Origin of the sequence: Pinibacter aurantiacus (assembly GCF_019130065.1) — a bacterium.
Classification (GTDB): Bacteria; Bacteroidota; Bacteroidia; order Chitinophagales; family Chitinophagaceae; genus Pinibacter; species Pinibacter aurantiacus.
Genome location: NZ_JAHSPG010000015.1, coordinates 124,268 through 143,871, shown reverse-complemented (window position 1 = coordinate 143,871; position 19,604 = coordinate 124,268). Strand labels below are relative to the sequence as shown.

12 protein-coding genes are annotated in these 19,604 nt (G+C 42.1%); 9 read left to right on the top strand and 3 right to left on the bottom strand.

The annotated features are described in order from the left end of the window. Positions 1 to 137: 137 nt before the first annotated feature. Both KTO63_RS19050 and KTO63_RS19045 read left to right on the top strand, forming a co-directional pair. Entirely contained in the window at positions 138 to 1,259 is a 1,122-nt protein-coding gene (locus KTO63_RS19050) for a flavin-containing monooxygenase (RefSeq protein ID WP_217793319.1), read from the top strand. A 179-nt stretch (positions 1,260 to 1,438) separates the two neighbouring features. After that, the gene (locus tag KTO63_RS19045; RefSeq protein ID WP_217793317.1) at positions 1,439 to 2,848 is read left to right on the top strand and encodes a carbohydrate porin; all 1,410 of its coding nucleotides are present in this window, start codon (positions 1,439 to 1,441) and stop codon (positions 2,846 to 2,848) included. Positions 2,849 to 2,908: 60 nt separating this feature from the next. Here the strand turns inward: KTO63_RS19045 and KTO63_RS19040 are convergent, their stop codons facing one another. Then, positions 2,909 to 3,394, bottom strand: a complete 486-nt coding sequence (locus KTO63_RS19040; RefSeq protein WP_217793316.1) for a hypothetical protein — start codon at positions 3,392 to 3,394, stop codon at positions 2,909 to 2,911. Positions 3,395 to 3,668: 274 nt separating this feature from the next. Between KTO63_RS19040 and KTO63_RS19035 the strand changes: the two genes are divergently transcribed. The 5 genes from KTO63_RS19035 to KTO63_RS19015 all read left to right on the top strand — a co-directional run bounded on the left by KTO63_RS19035 (position 3,669) and on the right by KTO63_RS19015 (position 12,692). After that, positions 3,669 to 6,092, top strand: coding sequence for an ABC transporter permease (locus KTO63_RS19035; protein WP_217793314.1), 2,424 nt, complete (start codon positions 3,669 to 3,671; stop codon positions 6,090 to 6,092). 202 nt (positions 6,093 to 6,294) lie between these two features. Further along, the gene (locus KTO63_RS19030) at positions 6,295 to 9,012 is read left to right on the top strand and encodes a glycoside hydrolase family 78 protein (protein WP_217793312.1); all 2,718 of its coding nucleotides are present in this window, start codon (positions 6,295 to 6,297) and stop codon (positions 9,010 to 9,012) included. 132 nt (positions 9,013 to 9,144) lie between these two features. Then, positions 9,145 to 10,938, top strand: a complete 1,794-nt coding sequence (locus KTO63_RS19025; RefSeq protein WP_217793310.1) for a carboxypeptidase-like regulatory domain-containing protein — start codon at positions 9,145 to 9,147, stop codon at positions 10,936 to 10,938. A gap of 212 nt (positions 10,939 to 11,150) precedes the next feature. Beyond that, entirely contained in the window at positions 11,151 to 11,729 is a 579-nt protein-coding gene (locus tag KTO63_RS19020) for a Crp/Fnr family transcriptional regulator (protein WP_217793308.1), read from the top strand. Positions 11,730 to 11,804: 75 nt separating this feature from the next. Beyond that, the gene (locus KTO63_RS19015; RefSeq protein ID WP_217793305.1) at positions 11,805 to 12,692 is read left to right on the top strand and encodes an SDR family oxidoreductase; all 888 of its coding nucleotides are present in this window, start codon (positions 11,805 to 11,807) and stop codon (positions 12,690 to 12,692) included. Positions 12,693 to 12,792: 100 nt separating this feature from the next. Here the strand turns inward: KTO63_RS19015 and KTO63_RS19010 are convergent, their stop codons facing one another. Together KTO63_RS19010 and KTO63_RS19005 are read right to left on the bottom strand one after the other, a co-directional pair. After that, a complete protein-coding gene (locus tag KTO63_RS19010; protein ID WP_217793303.1) occupies positions 12,793 to 13,509 on the bottom strand; it encodes a LytR/AlgR family response regulator transcription factor in 717 nt (238 codons plus the stop codon). 19 nt (positions 13,510 to 13,528) lie between these two features. Next, on the bottom strand, positions 13,529 to 14,518 hold the full coding sequence (locus KTO63_RS19005; protein WP_217793300.1) for a sensor histidine kinase: 990 nt from the start codon (positions 14,516 to 14,518) through the stop codon (positions 13,529 to 13,531). 539 nt (positions 14,519 to 15,057) lie between these two features. Here KTO63_RS19005 and KTO63_RS19000 point away from each other — a divergent pair. Both KTO63_RS19000 and KTO63_RS18995 read left to right on the top strand, forming a co-directional pair. Next, positions 15,058 to 18,213 carry a SusC/RagA family TonB-linked outer membrane protein gene (locus KTO63_RS19000; protein WP_217793298.1) on the top strand — a complete coding sequence of 1,052 codons (3,156 nt, stop codon included), beginning with the start codon at positions 15,058 to 15,060 and terminating at the stop codon, positions 18,211 to 18,213. 17 nt (positions 18,214 to 18,230) lie between these two features. Then, positions 18,231 to 19,586, top strand: a complete 1,356-nt coding sequence (locus KTO63_RS18995) for a RagB/SusD family nutrient uptake outer membrane protein (protein ID WP_217793296.1) — start codon at positions 18,231 to 18,233, stop codon at positions 19,584 to 19,586. Positions 19,587 to 19,604 lie beyond the last annotated feature (18 nt).

Sequence of the window (19,604 nt, the reverse complement as noted above, 5' to 3'; positions counted from 1 at the left end):
TAAAATCTGTCTAACTTTTGTATCTTGTTATAATTGAAAGAAAAGCAACGCCAATAAAGCCCCGAAAAACCACAGACTCTCGTCGATAACGAATGCTTCCCTCGTAATTATTCTTTATTCATTATTAATTGTTTCCTATGGTCATCAATACGCTTGTAATTGGCGCAAGCATTGCCGGTTTGGCCGTTGCTGCTTCTTTACAAAAGCAGGGAATTGAATATGCTATTATTGAAAAAAGCGATTGCATTGCTGCTCCATGGCACAGGCACTACGATCGTTTACATTTACACACCAGTAAAAAATTTTCGCATCTTCCATACAAAAAATTTGATCATCATATTCCTCGCTATCCCGCGAGACAACAGGTTATAGAATATTTAAACGAATACAAATCTGCTTTTAATATCGAGCCGCTCTTCAACACGGAAGCATTTTCCGTAAAGAGAATTGACGGCGTATGGATCACACAGACAGATAAACAGGTCATAGAATCAAAATACGTGGTGATGGCAACCGGTGCTTTTGCCGAACCCAGAACTGTTTTCTTTAAAGGGATGGAAACATTTCCCGGAAAGATCGTGCACAGCAGTGAATACAAAACAGGAGCAGACTTTAGCGGACAAAAGGTGTTGGTGGTTGGTTTCGGCAATTCTGCCTGCGAAATAGCTATAGACTTGTTTGAGCAGGGAGCGAAGCCCGTGATGTCCGTTCGTTCACGCGTTAACATAGTGCCGCGGGACGTGCTCGGCATTCCTGTGCTCGAGCTAAGTATTTTACTGAATCCTTTGCCACCTCCTGTTGCGGACCTGATCAGCAAGCCACTGATGAAGTTGTTGATAGGCGATATTGGCAAACTTGGATTACAGCAAATGCCATATGGACCTTTGACGCAAATACAAAGAGATCATAAAGCGCCTGTACTTGATGTAGGAACGATCAAGCACATCCGGCAAGGCAATATACAGGTGATGGGAGGGGTTGACCACATTGCTGACAACATAGTGTATTTCAAAAACGGAAGGGTAGATAAGTTTGACGCGATCATTGCTGCTATTGGATTTCGCACTATAAACGAAAAAATCGTTCACGTAGAAAAAGAGCGTTTTGGTGACTTGCTGGTGAGCGTAGATCATCAAAAGTATTTCGGAAAAGATGGATTGTATTTCTGCGGTTACTGGATAAGCCCCACAGGACAGATACGGGAAATAGCGCAGGATGCAATGAAGATAGCGAAGGATATTGCCGGGAGAATTAACTGAATAACTGATTAACTGATTAACTGAATAACTGAATGTTTCAAGTGATAGTTTGGGAGTTTCATTCAAACCACTCAGTTATTCAGTTAATCAGTTATTCAGTCTCTCCGCCCTTCCTGAAATCTTTTTCCGGAAATTAAACCCAATCCGAACTGGGTTGTTAATAGACCAAATCCCACGCCATGCGCCGTTCGATCTTGCCTGTTATATTTGGCTGTTATGCCATTATGCTGATGTTTTCAGCGGCGGCACAAGAGCCCGTTATTCAAAACAAGTATTTTTCCATTGGTTCCTACGGCCGCGTAGGTGTCGGCTGGGCGCCCGATGTTACCGGCAAAGTAGGGCGCAGTCTAAATTTGAAGGGCATGGGTGCCATTGGTGGCAGGCTCGAGCAGGGAGACTATTTTGAGCTTGGTACCGCTTTCCATTTTTTTCCGGGCACTGCAAACAAAGACACTTCTACGCTGGATGCACAGATACGCTTTGGGTTCTTTCCCACACAAGGGCAATTGATTGGAAACAGTACTTCAAAGTCTTACGGCAGCATCACCACTACAATACCGGAGCTATATGTGGAGGCCAAAAAGATTGCCGGTTCCAACTGGTCCGCGTGGATCGGTGCCCGTTATTTTCGCGGCGGAGACATACACATCATCGACTATTTTCACTTCGACGATCATAGCAGCCAGGGAGTTGGTGTCAAATATAAGAACACGCAATTTTCTGTTATGCTGCCCGGCGCGGTGGATACCAATAGTTCAGTTCCTCCTTATTTTTATTTGAACATTCGCGATACCACACCGGTGCTGGGACTTCGCGGCAGGCAAGTCTACATCATAGAGCAGCAGTTGTTCAACAAGTACGGACAATTCAAGCTGATGGGCGAGTTTCACAAATTGAACGATGCCTCAAAAAACGACACAGCTAATTACAGTTATCCTGCAGATCTTGGTTTTGTGTTGGGCGTAAAGCATCAGATCGAGCTAAAGAAGTTGCTGGCAGGTTCTTTCCAGCAGCTTACGATAAGATATGGCTATGGCATTGCAAATGGCGGGGACGGCGGTGGTTCAAGGACCTTTCTTACCTACGGCGCGCCAAATATTAGTACCCAGAAATTTAAAAAAGCGTCTTCCCTTGCACTGACAGAACATTTCCTGGCCAACTTTAATCGCGATTATTCACTGAATGCTTATGCCATTTACACCCATAGTAAAGGCGCGGCTGACAGTAGCAATAAAGCCCCAGACTTTATGGGCAGAATGGTGTTTAACCGCAAAACGGATATTGCCGTCGGCTTCCGGGGAACATGGTACATCACCAATTGGTTCCACCTGATGCATGAGGCCAACTACGCAGCCCGAAAAGATGGCACGCAACCTTATGCTACAATGTTTAAACTTGGCATCATTCCAACCATAGTGCCTTTCGCAAAACGCGACGTCTGGAGCAGGCCGCAGTTGCGCTTTATATACGAAATCGCCTTCTACAACAAATTCGCCAGCGACAATCTTTATTCCGATTATCTGCAACAAACCGGCAGCAAAAGCTTTGGGCAATACATTGGGTTTGGCGCTGAATGGTGGCTCTGGTGAGGACGTGATGAGCGAGTGCAGGTGTAGAAAGATAGTAATCTCCTCTATTGTCATTGTGTTCTACCAAAAAACTATTAGAATGAACCCAACATAAAAAGCAATGCAGAAAAGTAAAAAATCGTAACCAGAGCTTGAGATAGTTCTTTTGTTTACTATTACATAGAATGAAGTAATTATCAAGCCAATTATTACCCCTAAAAACAGCGGTATGTCTATTTGACTGATGCTTGACTCGTTCTGCAGGGAGGCAGAAGGTGATGATATCGTCATTGGAATTTGAAAAATGACAGATTGTTGAACGGCCAGGCTTGAATCTCCATTTAGCTCAAAATGGAAATCTTCCGGCACCTGGTATTTTCTACCGGATTTACAAACGAAGTAGGTGGTGTGATAGTGGCTGCTTCTTGATCTGCTTTCTACTCCCGAAACGAAATCAAATTTTTCGTTTATTATTTTTCGGGGAAGAAAGTGGCAATCAGCTATAACGGTCAAAGCAAGCAATACATTGAATATGGCTAGATAGAAAAAGACTTTTGACTGATTCATTGGGGTAACGGTTGAAAGGCCGAAGATAATGAGTGTTGACTATTCGAATAATTGAATAATGGAATTATTGATGCAACGCTGACTTTCAAGTTCAGTTATTCAGTTATTCAGTTATTCAGTCATTGCTCAATAGTGAACGTTCGATTGTATCAAAACCGGACAATGGTTTCAGATTAATTACGCTAATCAATTGACTTGCAGTATTTAAAACGATTGGCATTTTTTTGGCAAGTACCACCATGCACAATAGCATCTCGCCTTAAAAAAATCTCGTATGATCAAGAACTATTTTAAAACTGCATGGAGAAATCTTCTCAAGAACAAGACTTTTTCATTCATCAATATATCTGGTTTGTCAATAGGTATTGCAGCGTTTTTGCTGATTGTACACTACCTGCGTTTTGAATACAGTTTTGATACGTTCAATGCTAATAAAGATCGCATCTATCGTGTGCCAATGATGATCAGCGAAACAAACGGAAAGCCGCAAGCATTTGCTTTTACATTTCCTTCCGTTGCACCAGCCATGAAAAAAGATTTTCCTGAAATAGAAGAAGTGGTGCGTTTCAGAAAGCGTTGGGGCGTAATGCAACACGAGGATCAGAAGATCTTTGAAGAAGGGATGATTTACTATGTTGATCCCGCTGTGTTCAAAGTGTTCTCTTTTCCTTTTGAAAAAGGCGACGCTGCCAGCGCGTTTACAGAATTGAATGATGCGGTTATTACACACTCCACTGCTCAGAAATATTTCGGCAATGAAAACCCTGTCGGAAAACTATTGCACTATGATCATGAGGATTATAAAGTAACAGCGGTGTTGAAAGAAATTCCGGCCAATTCACATTTGCAGTTTCACGTTCTTCTTAACTACAATAAATACATTCAGATCACCGGAGGAAGAGCAAATGACAGCTGGACATGGAGCGACTTTTACACCTACCTTTTATTGAAGCCGGGAACAGATGCTGCTGCTTTGCAAAAGAAAATGCCCGCGTTTGCGGAGCGTTACATGGCAGACCTTATGAAGACGAGCGGCTACAACGTTTCATTTAATATACAACCGCTAAAAGACATTCACACAAAATCTGATTACGATTATGAAATGGCTGGCAGTGGTAACCTTTCGTACCTAAAATATTTGGGCATTGCGGCGCTATTCATTTTGCTGATAGCATTGATCAACTACGTGAATCTCTCAACAGCTCATTCGTTGGAACGCTCTAAAGAAGTTGGCGTGCGTAAAGTAGTAGGTGCATCGAAGCAACAACTGGTGCGACAATTCCTGGCCGAAACATTTTTGGTGAACATGATAGCGATCGTTTTGGGGATAGTATTTTTCAAGTTGTCATTGCCGTTCTTTGCCCGGCTCATTAGCCAGGACGCCGCTGCCCTTCAAACAACGAGTTGGGCTTTCTGGCTGGGCATCACAGCGTTGTTTATTATCAGCACATTGGTTGCCGGTTTTTATCCTGCGTTTGTGTTGTCATCTTTCAGACCGGTACAAACACTGAAGTCTGCTGCAGGAGTTGCTAACGTAAAAGACAAGGCGTTCTTCAGAAAAACGCTTGTTATTCTTCAATATTCAATTGCCATCATTTTGATTGGAAGTGCTATTGGTTTTTACAAACAACTAAAATTCATGAGTAGCCGTGATCTGGGGATCAACATAGATCAAACGCTTGTGTTGAAGCAAACAGTCGATCTGGATAGCAGTAAGATTGCCCTTGTTGAAAAAACAATAAACGATTTGCAGCAAATTCCCGGCGTTGAATATGTTACCACCTCTACCGATGTGCCCGGCGGCGAAGTGGGAAGCACCGAAGGCTTCAGGTTGCTGTCTTCCAATGATGACAAGCGTTGCAGAACTTTTGGTATCGATGAGCTTTTCATACCGCATTTTGGATTGAGTATTTTAGCGGGAAGAAATTTTGACAAGGACGTGCCATTTACCAACGATTCAACTAAGCCGGTAAACGTTATCGTTAACGAAACAGCAGCCAGGGTATTTGGCTTTGCCAAACCCTCCGAGGCGGTCAACCAGGTGCTGAAAGCCAGTAATGGAGCCACTTGCAAGATCGTAGGGGTGATGAACGATTATCACCAGCAGTCATTTCGATATAATTATGATCCTGTTATTTACTATCCTAACAGGCATATTAACATGGGCAATTTTTCCCTGAAGTTAAAAACAAGTAATATTGAACAGGTAATCGAACGCGCCAAGCAAACGTGGTCCGCTGCTTTTCCCCAAAGTCCCTTGCAGTATTTTTTCCTCGATGAATTTTTCAATCGCCAATATAAAGATGACCAATTGTTCTCTACAGTGCTTTGGTGGTTCACTGTGCTTGCGATCATCATAGCCAATCTTGGTTTACTCGGCTTGTCGTTGTACAGTATAGCCAAACGAACAAAGGAAATTGGTATCAGGAAAGTGCTTGGTGCAAATATTGCACAGATCACCGCACTCGTTACCAGAGACTACATTAAACTCATGCTGTATGCGGGATTGATCGCCATACCTGTTGCGTACTTACTGCTTCAAAACTGGCTGAAGGATTATGCATTCCATATCAGCATAGGCCTTTGGTTTTTCTTCCTGCCGCTGTTGCTCATTATGTTTGTTGCGTTTGTCACAGTCGTATACCAGGCAATCAAAGCCGCGTCGGCCAATCCTGTCAAAAGTTTGAGAACAGAATAATTTAGTTTAATTGAAAATTGAAAATTGAAAGTTGAAAATTGAAAATGAGAAAAAGCAGGACGCAGATTCTCATGATTGTCAAGATTTTTCATGATCTTGTTATACTATTTAAAAAATCAGGACAATCATGAAAAACTGCGTTCTGCCTCCCGTTCATTTTCAACTTTCAACTTTCAATTTTCAATTAACTTTCACCAGTACCATGAAGAAACTACCATTTCTCCTTTTTGTACTGCATGCAATTGTTATGTGTGCAAACGCACAGGTTAGCGTGCAACGCTTGAAAACAGAGAGTCTTACAAATCCTGTTGGGTTAGATGTTACACAGCCACGCTTCAGTTGGCAACTTATTTCCGAGAAAAGAAATGTTGTGCAAAACGCTTATGAAATAAAACTAAGCGATGACAAAGCACGTTTGACAAAAAATAAAGTGTTATGGCAAACCGGTAGAATTTCTTCAGGTCAATCCATTCTTGTTGCATACCAGGGGCCATCATTAGTTGCCGGAAAGCACTATTACTGGCAGGTTCGCGTTTGGGACAATAACAACAAGGTTTCTGCATGGAGTACCCCGGCATCTTTTCAAATGGGCTTATTACAACCTGCAGACTGGAAAGCTTCATGGATAAGCCCGGGTTACCAGGAAGATAGTGTTTGGGCAGCGCCGTTGATGAGAAAAGAATTTGCAAGCGATAAAAAAATAAAAGAAGCCACAGCATACATTACCGCACATGGTTTGTATGAAGCGCAACTCAATGGAAAGAAAATTGGGGAAGCTTATCTTACACCGGGCTGGACAAGTTATAACAAGCGCTTGCAATACCAGGCATACGATGTAACTGATTTGCTAAAAAAAGGAACAAACGCCATTGGCGTAACGCTTGGCGATGGCTGGTACCGCGGAGCCTTTTCATTTGACCACGGTAGAAATCATTATGGAAAAGATATTTCTTTACTCTTTCAGTTGGATATAACATACACTGACGGTACCACAAAGCGAATCGTTTCAGATGATAGTTGGAAGTCTTCAACGGGCGCTATTCGCTCAAATGGCATTTATGCAGGAGAAACAATTGATGCACGTCTTGATAAAAAAGGTTGGGCAACCGTCGGCTATAATGATGAGAAATGGAGCAGCGTTAAAGTAAATGATTTTTCGAAAGATTTGCTGGTAGCCACTTACAACGAGCCGGTTAAAAAACATGAAACATTTAAACCCGTAAAAATTTTCACTACGCCTAAGGGCGAACAGGTGATTGATTTCGGACAAAACCTGGTGGGCTGGGTTGTAGTGAATGCCAATGGTAAGGCCGGAGATAAGATCACAATATCACATGCAGAGGTGTTAGACAAAACGGGGAATTTTTATACAGAAAACTTGAGGAATGCAAAAGCGCAGGATCATTATATTTTGCAAGGAAATGCAAACGAAGTCTTTGAACCGCATTTTACATGGCATGGTTTCCGTTACATAAAAGTAGAAGGTTATCCCGGCGAATTAAAACCTGAAAATTTCACTGCCGTTGTTTTGTATTCAGATATGGAGCAAACGGGAACGTTCAATTCTTCCAATGCACTGATCAATCAATTGCAGCATAACATCGAGTGGGGATTGCGAGGCAACTTTTTAGATGTGCCAACTGATTGTCCGCAAAGAGATGAACGACTGGGATGGACGGGAGATGCACAGGTGTTTTCACGCACAGCAACTTTTTTACGCGGCGCGAATAATTTCTTCACGAAATGGTTAAAAGATGTTGCCGCTGACCAAATGCCCGATGGTCGTGTTCCGCACGTTATACCCAATATCCTCGCTAATTGGGATGCCGGTTCTACAGGCTGGGCCGACGTTTCAACGATTATTCCATGGAACCTCTATCTCGCATATGGCGATAATAGAATTATAGAAGCGCAATACCCAAGTATGCAAAAGTGGGTAGGTTATATGCAGGGGCAAGCAGTTGATAATTTATGGAAAAATGGCAACCACTTTGGCGACTGGCTTTTCTATAGCGTTGGTAACAACGATCCCGATGGAGCTTCTGCTGTAACGGACAAAAATCTAATTGCACAATGCTTCTACGCACACTCCACACAACTGTTGATCAATGCAGCGGGAGTATTGGGTAAAACAGATGACGTTGCTAAATATACTGCGTTGCTGAAAAATATTAAAGATGCATTTGTAAGAGAGTATCTTACTCCCAATGGCCTTACCATATCAAACACGCAAACCTCTTATGTATTGGCGCTTCAGTTTGATATGATGCCTGAAAGCCTTCGCCAGCAAGCGGCAGATCGTTTGGTGAAAAATATTGAACGATACAACAATCATTTGACAACAGGCTTTTTAGGAACACCCTATCTCTGTCATGTGCTCAGTCGTTTCGGTTATTCCGATGTTGCGTATAAATTATTGCTGCAGGAAAGCTATCCTTCATGGTTATATCCTGTGAAGATGGGCGCCACAACAATTTGGGAACGTTGGGATGGTATAAAAACAGATGGCACGTTTCAGTCCGAAACAATGAACTCATTCAATCACTATGCATACGGAGCGATAGGAGATTGGATGTATCGCGTAATGGTTGGTTTGGATGAAGATAGCGTTGGGTATAAAAAGATCCGCATTCAACCGCATGTTGGAGGCGGCTTCACACAAGCCTCAGCAAGTTATTTGGTACCATATGGAAGACTTAGTGCAGAATGGAAAAAAGAAAATGACAAACTAACACTGGATGTAGAAATTCCTGCAAATACAACTGCAACGGTTTACGTGCCCGCAACAAATGCTGACAAGGTTATGGAAGGAGGAAAGGCTTTGGCTGCGCAAAAAGACATCCAGGTTGCCGGCACAGAAAAAGGATATGTGGTGCTGAAAGTGGGTTCAGGCAAGTATAGTTTTTCGAGTATTGAGTAGAGAGGTTACCGGTAATGTGCACTATGCAGTGAATCTTGGGTAGGTGTTGAAGGAAGGATGGAATTTGCAAAATAAAAAACCAGAAAGTTCGTTCAGGGGTCAACGCTACAACAGCGTTGACCCTTTTACGTTATGAAAAACCTCCTAAAAGCGCTCCTTCTGCTAGCCATTGTCTTTAATACCGGCTGCAGAAAAAATGACCAACCCTCTGTTAAAGAGCCCGATCCGATTACACCGGATCTTATTTCTAAAATTAGTACTTCAATTTCTGGTTATGTGATGAATGAATCCGGCAAACCCGTTGCTATGGCGACTGTGTCAGTTGGAAGCTCACAAATGTTAACAGATGAATATGGTTATTTTTCTTTGTCAAATACTGAAGTACCCGCAGCGGCAGGTGTTGTGAAAGTCTATTGCAAAGGTTATTTCATGGGGTATAAAACGTTTGTGCCTGAAAAAAATAAAAGTGGATTTGTGAGAATGCAATTGCTTACAAAAAGTGAGACAGGTGTTGTTTCCGCAGCATCCGGGGGTGAGATCGCGACGAACGATGGGGGCAAAATCATATTGCCTGCAAACGGTGTTGTAGCTGCTGCAACCAGCAGTGCTTACACCGGGCAGGTGCACGTTTCCATAAAAAATATTGACCCCTCAGCGACAGAGAATTTTCAGGCCGGTATGCCCGGCGACGGTCGTGCCACAGATAGCGTGGGTCATTTGAAAGCATTGCGTTCTTATGGCGCAGTAGCAGTAGAACTTACAGGCGACAACGGTCAGGCATTACAAATTGCGCAAGGGAAAACTGCCAGTATTTTCATTCCCATTTCGTCTTCTCTTGCGGCATCAGCGCCAGAGTCCATAACGTTGTGGTCATTTAATGAAGGTACAGGATTATGGAAGCAAGAAGGTACAGCGGTTAAGAAAGACAATACATATTGCGGTACTACTTCGCACTTCTCTTTTTGGGCAGGGGCAGCGGGTGTTCCCCTTGTTAATTTTAAAGCGAGGGTCGTTGATGCATCACTCAATCCATTGTCGCATGTACCCGTGAGCGTTACCGTTGCGGGCATGCCGTTGAATGCGGGTTATGGTCGCTTTGGATACACAGATGCCGACGGTAATATCAGTGGTGCTGTATTTGCAAATAGCAATCTTATTTTGCAGGTACTTACACCTTGCGCCATTGCTGCATATGCACAAAATTTCACAACGACCTCGACTGATATAGATCTTGGCCAGGTGACGGGCAATATTGGACAAAGCGTTGTGACAATCAGCGGCTCTGTGAACAATTGCGCAAGCAAACCTGTGCAGAATGGATACGTTCAAACTTATGATCATGGATTTTATAACAGAATTCCCGTGGTAAACGGCGCATTCAGTTTTACAGGAATTGCATGTAGTAATCTTTCAGTAAATGTTGTGGCGGTTGACAACGCAACAAATCTTCAAGGCACACCGCAGGTTATAACAATAACGGCAGGCACGAACAATCTTGGTACTTTAACAGCTTGCGGCACCAGCACAATGGGAAATATTACTTACACCATCGACGGCGTCACTACTTCCCTGACAGAACCGGCAGATACTGTCGGAGGCTACTATCTTACAATGACTCCTGATACTTCAACAAATATTCGTACGCAGATCGTAACCTTGAGTCGAAATGTAAACAACAATCCACAGATCAGTTTTCAGTTTGACGGAAACAAGACAATTGGTAGTACACATTATCTAACCGAAGTTTTTTCCCCTGCATTTACGAGCGGTCGAGGCTATTGGCCAGTACAGATTCCCCTGACCATTACGGAATTCGGTGAAATTGGAGGTTTTATCAGTGGGTCGTTCAGTAGCAAACTGATTGAATTTGATAATTCTGCGGTGCATGATTTCAGTTGTTCGTTCAGGATAAGAAGATATAATTAACGGATCGAATACGCTAAAGTATCAAGGCCTGTAAGATCATTGATTTTTACAGGCCTTCATATTTGTGGCGATAACATGGCGTATTGCAAGCGGGCTTTTCTTATTGACCGCAGGCATTGAATAACTTTAAACATCTCCAACCGAAAAAGACAGTGCTATGGCAAATAAACAGGAAAATTATTCTCGCCGGATCATGTAATTTTGAACAGTCTATGGTTTCCGGATTCGAAACATATTTACAAACGCATACCAACTTAAGCAGCGAAGAAATTGAAAGGGCAAGTTCCCTGGCAATGCCGAGAATGCTTCAGCGCAACGAGCTATTGCTACAGGAAGGACAAGTATGCCGTTATAAAACATTTGTAGTAAAAGGTTTGCTGCGAACCTTTGGGACAGTGGCGGATGGCAGCGAGCACATTTTGTACTTCTCGCAGGAGCATTCATGGATAGTGGATGCGGAAAGTTATAACAAACAAATCCCTTCATCATTCAATATTGCTGCCATAGAAAAAAGTGAAGTATTGCTTTGGACGAAGACAGATTTTGATCTCTTGCTGGAAGAGGTGCCGGAATTGATGACCTTTTCACAGCAACTGATTTTGGGAAGCAGCTACAACAGCCGTCAACGTCTATTCCTATCTCTCAGCGCAACACCAGAAGAGAAGTATAATGACTTTGTTCAACATTACCCTGACCTGCTTGCACGATTACCTCTTCACATGATTGCCGCTTACCTCGGCATCTCAATAAAAACGCTGACACGTATCCGTCATGCACAAATAAATCGTTGATGGAATTTTGGTCAAATGACCATTTTTTTCAAATCGGCGTGACTGAAATTTGCATCATAAAATTAAGTCAATCATATGCGTGTATTTGTTACAGGAGCATCAGGATTTGTTGGTTCTGCCATTGTTAGAGAACTTTTGCAGGCTGGCCACACAGTGTTGGGAATGGTTCGTTCAGACACCGCTGCAGAAGCATTGAGCCAAACTGGGGCAGAAGTATATCGCGGCAATCTCAATGATTTGGAAAGTCTTAAAAATGGCGCTTCACAATGCGATGCGGTCATTCATACAGCGTTCAATCACGATTTTAGCCGCTTCAAAGAGAATTGCGAAGATGATCGGAAAGTGATCACTGCAATTGGTTCTGTACTGGCTGGTTCTGGTCGGCCATTCGTTATTACCTCCGGAGTGGGGATAATGAACTACGGCAAAGCACTTACAGAAAATGACAATCCACCCGCCTCAGATGTTGCTCCACGTGCAGCCTCCGAAGAAGCGGCCAATGCCCTTGCACAACAAGGGGTAAAAACTTATATCGTTAGACTCCCGCCAACAGTGCATGACAAAGGCGATCATGGTTTTGTGCCGATGGTGATAGGAATGGCGAAAGAAAAAGGCGTATCCGCTTACATCGGCGAAGGCAGCAATCACTGGCCGGCAGTCCATCGCCTAGATGCAGCAGTAATGTATCGTTTGATTATTGAACAACAGCCCGCGCAAAGAATCTTTCATTCAGTTGCAGAAGAAGGCATTACTTTTCGCAGGATTGCAACGGCGATTGGTGAAGGCCTGCATTTGCCAACAGTAAGTAAAGATGGAAAAGAGGCTGAAGCTCATTTCGGTTGGTTCATGCATTTTGCATCCATTAACTGCCTTGCCTCAAGTGAGCAAAGCCGCAAAACGCTTGGCTGGAAGCCGGTGCAGAATTCATTACTGGAAGATCTGGTGCCTGGAGTATATTTTTAGAGAGGTACGATGCATGGTGTACGAAATGCAATAGAGAGTATCATTTTGATGAATATCGTACACCATACACCATACACCATACACCGTACTTCGCATATCTCTAGGCTTTCCTCGACTCAAGCAATTTAAAAAAACCTTCCTGGTAAGTAACTCCAATTGGAAGGATTTGGTCCTTAATGTGAATTTCCTGCCGCTCGATTGAAACGATCTTGTCCAGCGCAACAATGTATGATTTGTGTATTCTTACAAAACGATTGGGAGGCAATACTTTTTCCAATTGTTTCATTACCTGCAGCGTAACGATGCGCTGTGTTTTTGTGTAAATGGAAACGTAGTTCTTTAGCCCTTCGATAAACAAAATGTCATCGAGCTCAACTCGTACCATTTTAGTTTCCACCTTAATAAAAATGTAGCCACCGGTTGGGGCATGCAGCTCGGGAGCGCCTTCTATTTTTTGCGTTGGGTTCGTCAGGTTGTATGCCTTTTCAACCCCTTTATAAAATCGTTCAAATGAAATGGGTTTAAGTAAGTAGTCCGTTACATTGTGCTCGAAACCTTCAATTGCATATTCTTCGTATGCAGAAGTGATAATAACCTGCGCACGGTTTTGCAGCAGCTTCATAAACTGAATACCCGTCAGCTGTGGCATTTGAATATCAAGAAAAATCAAGTCAACAGGGTTAGTGTTGAAATCAATCAAACCGTCCATTGGGTTGTTAAACGTTTTGACCAATTCAAGAAAAGGAACCTTGCTGATATAATTTTCCAGCAGCGCAGTTGCAAGGGGTTCATCATCGATAATAGTGCACTTTAGCATAGCATACTTGACGTTATTGCTATAAAGGTAAAATTAAATTCACGATATGCATATCATTCGTGTGTTGAATGTCGAAAGTATAGTTATTCGCGTAGATAAGATCGAGCCGTTTTCTTACATTCTGCAAGCCAATTCCGCCCACTTTATCTTTTTGATAGTTGTTGTTGTAGTTGGCAATGTGGAACTTCAGCTCCTTATCAGTTATGGTCATCTCAATGACCACAGGCTTCTTACAGTCAGTAATTATTCCGTGTTTGAATGAATTTTCAAGAAGCGGGAATAACAGTAAAGGCACAATGCGTTTGCCGGAAATATCGCCTTCTATTGAAAAATTGATATACACATCTTCCGAATGCCGCAGTTTCTCCAGGTCAATATAGCTGTTAATGTGCCTTAATTCTTTATGCAGACTCACTTTATTTGAGTCATCCTCTTTTTCGTACAGCATATACCGTATGAGCTCAGAAAGCTTCAAAATGCTATTGCCTGTTCTTGTACTTTCTTCTATTACAGCAAGGGAGTAGATGTTGTTCAGTGCATTAAAAAGAAAATGCGGGTTCACCTGCATTTTCAGGTAAGACAGTTCGGTTCTGAGATTTTGAGTTTCAAGGTCCTTCCTGATTTTTTCTCCCTGAAGCCAACTCAGCAAAAGCCGATAGGCAAAGCCAACAACAACGATCGAAAAGTTGGTTAAAATGTTAAGTTGAAAATAACTCCGGAAGCGATAGCTGAAAAAACCAAGTGGCTGTGGTGGTGCTTTTCTTTGTAACCCAGTATTAAACGGGGTTTTACTTAAAAGGTAATCGGTATTATAGACTTCAAGCCTGAATTTGAAATAGGTGAATGCTATCGTTAAAATCAAAGAACCCAGCAGCACCCAAAACCATTTTTTCTGCAACGAGCCAATCAGCGACATAACGTGAAAGGCTGTTACGTAAAAAAGGAGAAAGTTGAGTGTAATAAGAACAAAGTGGTTAAAAAAGAACTGCTCGGTGGAAATTTTTGTCATATTCACCAGGGTCGGCAGAAATATGATAAAATGCAAAAAAAGCCATGTTATCCAATGGATAACAAAGACGACAAAGCGATTTTTTTTGAAGGGGAGTGCCAGCACCGGGTATATATTTAAATTCAATTCTCTCACAATTTACACTCTATAATGATTAATTCGTTCCCTAAAATGATCAAATAGTTAAATCATTTTCCCGATTGATTGACATATTTGAAAATTTTATAGATGAATTTGGTCATTTAACGGACGAAGAATTCGTCAATTAATTTCTGCAATTGATGTAATCAAAAGTCGCACATGTCAAATGCCTATCATGTGTTAAGGAAATGTTACCTACTTTAACATCGCATCTGAATTTAAGAGCTGGAAAAAAGGAAACTGCATACCGCAAATCCTCTTTACGACATATTGAAAACAGGCGCCCCTGGACAATACACATCTTGCCTATACCTTATCTGCCTTGAATTTCTAGGATAATAATCTTGTATCAACTGAATTGAATTTCTAATTAGAATAAAATCACATAACAACGTATCATGATACGATTACTGTTTGGTAGTTTTTTTTGCTGCATTAGTTTCCTTTGCTCATTCAATAAGTCATTTGGAGAAACCCCGGGCAATTTTACAAGAGACTCTGTTCCTTCACGAATTATTCCTAAAGTAAGGGTGTCAGTAAAAGATCTGGCAGATGGGTTGCCTCTCGACAGCGTACTGGTTATGGCAGGTGCGAAAAGAGGGTTTACAAATGCCAATGGCTATATTGAGTTTGACAGCGTTCCAAAAGAAGCGATCGTTGTGACGTCACTAGATCGATATTTTTCGTTGTCGAAAATCGCAAAACCATCACTTACATTACGCTTAGCGAGGAAAGAAGGTTCTTTCGCAAATACCTATTCAAACGGTCTTTATGAAAGACCCATTGAACATTTTTCAGGCGCCGCTACAATAGTTGAGGGCGAGGAATTGAGAAGATTAAATCCGGTAAGTTTTGTTGATGCACTGAAAATATATGCGCCTTCTTTCTTGGTCACAAGAGATAATGACAACGGAGATAATCCAAATGTTCCGCCATCCACAAACATTCGTGGTTTGTACAATTTCCCTGCTTCTGCTTCCATTGCGAGCTATCCGGGAATTAATAATACCAATGTACAATTGAACCCGTCTGGCAGTGACTTCGTGGCCGGCAACGTAGCAAATCCAAACCAGCCCGTTATTTTATTGGATGGAGTACAGGTATCGCTCCAAACGGTACTTGACATGGATATCAATCGCATCAGTCAGGTTGTTATTTTAAAAGACGCGGCAGCTACAGCCGTATACGGTGTGCGCGGCGGTACAGGGGTTTTGCTGGTAAAGACAAAGAAACCTGCGAAAGGACTGTTTAATGTTACGTATTCGGGCCAAGTTCAAATTGCAACCCCGGATCTGTCTTCTTATCATTTAATGAATGCTGCAGACAAACTGCAGTTGGAAAAAGATGCCGGTTTTTGGGGAGACAACGCAGCCCTTAATCAAAAACGTCAGGCATTTGTCAATAACGGAGTAAATACGGACTGGCTTTCTATTCCAACAAGAACAGGTGTTGGATCAAAACATTATTTGACGCTTGGTGGTGGTGATGATGACTTGAGCTATGGTTTGGACTTTTCGTATAATGATATTGAAGGTGTAATGAAGGGCGCAAAGAGGCAGAATGTAAATATTGGAGGCTACATCGGCACACGCGTGAAAAACTTCACCATCAATAATTACCTCAGATATACCTCTTCCAACGCTTTTAATTCTCCTTATGGAAGTCTTTTCGACTATGCGCAACTAAATGCATATTGGAACCCCTATGATTCTGTGACGGGAAGTTTTTCGAAAGTGCTTGACGAGTACAGATATCAGGGAGATAGTGTTCGCATTTTCAATCCAGCATACAATAGCACATTGTCCACCACAAATAAAACCAGGTATACAAGATTTAGCGACCAGCTTTCTTTGAGCTTGAACATTGGTCACGGCTTTAAAGCAGATGGCTATGTGAGCGCAAATAAACAATCCGATGTAACTGATTTTTTTCTGCCGCCAGGGCATACAGCGTTCGGAAATTTTACTCCAGAGATGTTTTTCTTAAGGGGTCTTTACATTCAAATGTCGAGTGATTTTTCGAGTATGGAAGGCGGACTCAATCTGAATTATCTGAAGAGGGTAGGACTGCATCAGTTCTACGGTTCTGCAGGAGTAACGGCAATGCAAACAAAAAGTGAGTCAGCAGGTATTGCATTAGTTGGTTTTACAAGCGACAAACTGTCTTCTATTGCTTTTGGAAGTGCTTACCTGAACAGCAAGCCAGCAGCAAGCCTTATTGTTACGAGGTTGGCTTCTGCTTACGGCAATTTCACTTACAGTTATGATAACCGTTATCAAGTGGAGTTAACAGGTCACGCCGATCAATCCTCGCAATTCAGCCAAAATACAACAGCTCCTTATTGGGCAGTTGGCGCAAGCTGGAACCTGCATCAGGAGAGGTTTTTCCACCCCAATAGATTTGTAAGCAGTTTACGTATCAAGGGTAGCATTGGTACAACCGGAAATCAATTTTACCAGTCCTATTTATCTCATACAACCTACAATTATTACACAGACAGGCAATATATTCCAACCAATAGCAGCTACAGTACTCTTGGCGTTGGTCAGGGTGCTTATTTAACTGCATATCCTAATAATGCGCTTAAAGTTCCGCAAACTGAAAAGCAAAATATCGGGTTAGAGGCAATGTTATTTAAGGACAGGTTATCTGTTATGATCGATGCGTACAAAAACAAATCAAGCGATTTGATTCTGCCGGTATCATCTCCTGCTTCAACCGGTTTCCTAAACTTCAGTTACTATGATAATCTTGGAGCTATCGAGAGTAAAGGACTAGAGTTTGCTTTAAACTATCGTGTTATCAATAATATCAAGAAGGGAATAATATGGTCCGTAAGTCTAAACGGAATTCACAATGAAAACCGCGTTACGTCTATTTCCAACTACGTAGAAGCGTTAAACGCAAATACTGACGTTGATAACACAATGCCTCAGCCTAATTATGTAAAGGGGCAGTCATTAACCGGTATCTGGGCCGTTCGTTCTCTTGGCATTGATCCTGCAACAGGACAGGAGAAATTTTTGAAAGCAGATGGCACCGAAACTTCTACATGGGATGCAGCCGACAGAGTGTTGGCCGGCGATTTTAATCCAAAATGGCGCGGCTCGTTTGGTACAACTGTTTCCGTAAAAAACATTTCAGCAGGAGTTTATTTCACTTATCAGCTGGGAGCTTCCTATTACAATCAAACATTGGCAGATTATGTAGAGAATGCAGATATCACTTATAATGTTGACGAAAGAGCAGCAAACAATCGCTGGTCACAGCCGGGAGATGTGGCGCTGTACAAAGCCCTGTCGGTGAATGGTCTTAAAACATCACCTACATATGCAACAACAAGATTTGTAGAAAAAAATAATGCTCTTGAGTGCGCTGCAATTTCATTGGGCTACAAACTGTCAGACAAGATCTCTTCAAAGATCGGTGCGAAGAATACCATGTTTGGAGTTGTGGCCAACAATGTTTTTCAATCATCCACAATGAAAGCACAAAGAGGTATTTATTATCCTTTTCAGCACATGTACACTTTTTCAATAACAACAAGTTTTTAAAATCATAATAGTAGCAGATGTTAAGCAGAAATTATATAGTTGTTTTTCTTGTGCTTATCTCGGCACTCTCATTTAGCTCATGCCAGAAATGGGTAAATGTAGAGCCGCAATTGCAGGTAGATCAAAATGAATTGTTCGCAAGTGAGCAAGGATTCAGGGATGCATTAAATGGTGTTTACCTGCAAATGGGAAGCCAGAGCTTATATGGAAGAGATTTGACTACAGGCGTTCTCTCCATCATGGGAAGAAGTTATGATACCTCCTTCAAGCAAACAGATGTTTTGTTTTACCAAAGTGCCGCTTATAATGTGGGACATTACAGCGTAAAAAATACGTTTGCAAATGCCTGGGACAGTCTTTATTTATGCGTTGCCAATTTGAACAATGTGCTGGCAAACGTCGACTCCAGGCAAAATGTCTTTTCCGCTGGAAATTACAACACAATAAAAGGAGAAGCTTTAGGGTTGCGTGCTTTCATACACTTCGATCTCTTGCGTTTGTTTGCTCCTTCGCCAGCTGCATCGGGTTTAAGCGCACCTGCTATTCCTTATGTAACAAAAATTTCCCCTTACGCTTCACCTGTTTTGTCAACCGGAGCTGTAATAGATTCATGCATTTCGGATTTGTTGACTGCGCAAAGCTTGCTAAGCAGTTCGGACATGACAACCTCCCGTTTCACCATATGGGCAGTAAAGGGATTACTCGCCAGGATCTATATGTATAAGGGGGATCTTGCAAACGCTCAAAGCTCTGCGTTGGCTGTTATCAACAGTAATATGTTTCCATTAGCAACCAATAACACCGACCTCATGTTCACCAAAGAGCAATTGTTTTTGTTATACAGCAGCAGCAATATTGCACTGGCTTACAACAAGTCTGTATTTGTGAAACCCCTGGGTTTATCTCCGACTTCCCAGAACTCTTTATTTGTAACGGGAGGCGGATCAGGAAATGATTATAGAAAACTCGGCGCTTTTGTTGACCCGGCTTCCGGCACCGCTATTGGAAATACCATTTCTCCCAAAAAGTTTTATACTAATGGTTCGGTAAGTGTAAATGCACTTCCTATGATCCGTTTAACGGAGCTCTATTACATTGCTGCGGAAGCTTCCAATGCAGCGGCTGACTCTCTTACCGCTACAAATCTTCTGGATACAGTAAGGGTGCATCGCAATCTTCCCAAGTATACTCAAACAGCATTGAAAAGAGACAGCATTAATATTGAAATTGGCAAAGAGTATCAAAAGGAATTTTTGGGTGAAGGACAGGTGTTTTTCTACTACAAGAGGAAAAATATTCCGTTCTCCTCGCTGCCTTATACTAAGGTCCCCGTTGTGTCAAACGCATCTTATGTTTTTATAAAACCGGAATAATCAAATCGAGAAAGAAAT

Coding starts and splice junctions, on each gene's coding strand:
- KTO63_RS19050 (WP_217793319.1), top strand. CDS start 138: ATGGTCATCAATACGCTTGTAATTGGCGCAAGCATTGCCGGTTTGGCC.
- KTO63_RS19045 (WP_217793317.1), top strand. CDS start 1,439: ATGCGCCGTTCGATCTTGCCTGTTATATTTGGCTGTTATGCCATTATG.
- KTO63_RS19040 (WP_217793316.1), bottom strand. CDS start 3,394: ATGAATCAGTCAAAAGTCTTTTTCTATCTAGCCATATTCAATGTATTG.
- KTO63_RS19035 (WP_217793314.1), top strand. CDS start 3,669: ATGATCAAGAACTATTTTAAAACTGCATGGAGAAATCTTCTCAAGAAC.
- KTO63_RS19030 (WP_217793312.1), top strand. CDS start 6,295: ATGAAGAAACTACCATTTCTCCTTTTTGTACTGCATGCAATTGTTATG.
- KTO63_RS19025 (WP_217793310.1), top strand. CDS start 9,145: ATGAAAAACCTCCTAAAAGCGCTCCTTCTGCTAGCCATTGTCTTTAAT.
- KTO63_RS19020 (WP_217793308.1), top strand. CDS start 11,151: ATGGTTTCCGGATTCGAAACATATTTACAAACGCATACCAACTTAAGC.
- KTO63_RS19015 (WP_217793305.1), top strand. CDS start 11,805: ATGCGTGTATTTGTTACAGGAGCATCAGGATTTGTTGGTTCTGCCATT.
- KTO63_RS19010 (WP_217793303.1), bottom strand. CDS start 13,509: ATGCTAAAGTGCACTATTATCGATGATGAACCCCTTGCAACTGCGCTG.
- KTO63_RS19005 (WP_217793300.1), bottom strand. CDS start 14,518: ATGACAAAAATTTCCACCGAGCAGTTCTTTTTTAACCACTTTGTTCTT.
- KTO63_RS19000 (WP_217793298.1), top strand. CDS start 15,058: ATGATACGATTACTGTTTGGTAGTTTTTTTTGCTGCATTAGTTTCCTT.
- KTO63_RS18995 (WP_217793296.1), top strand. CDS start 18,231: ATGTTAAGCAGAAATTATATAGTTGTTTTTCTTGTGCTTATCTCGGCA.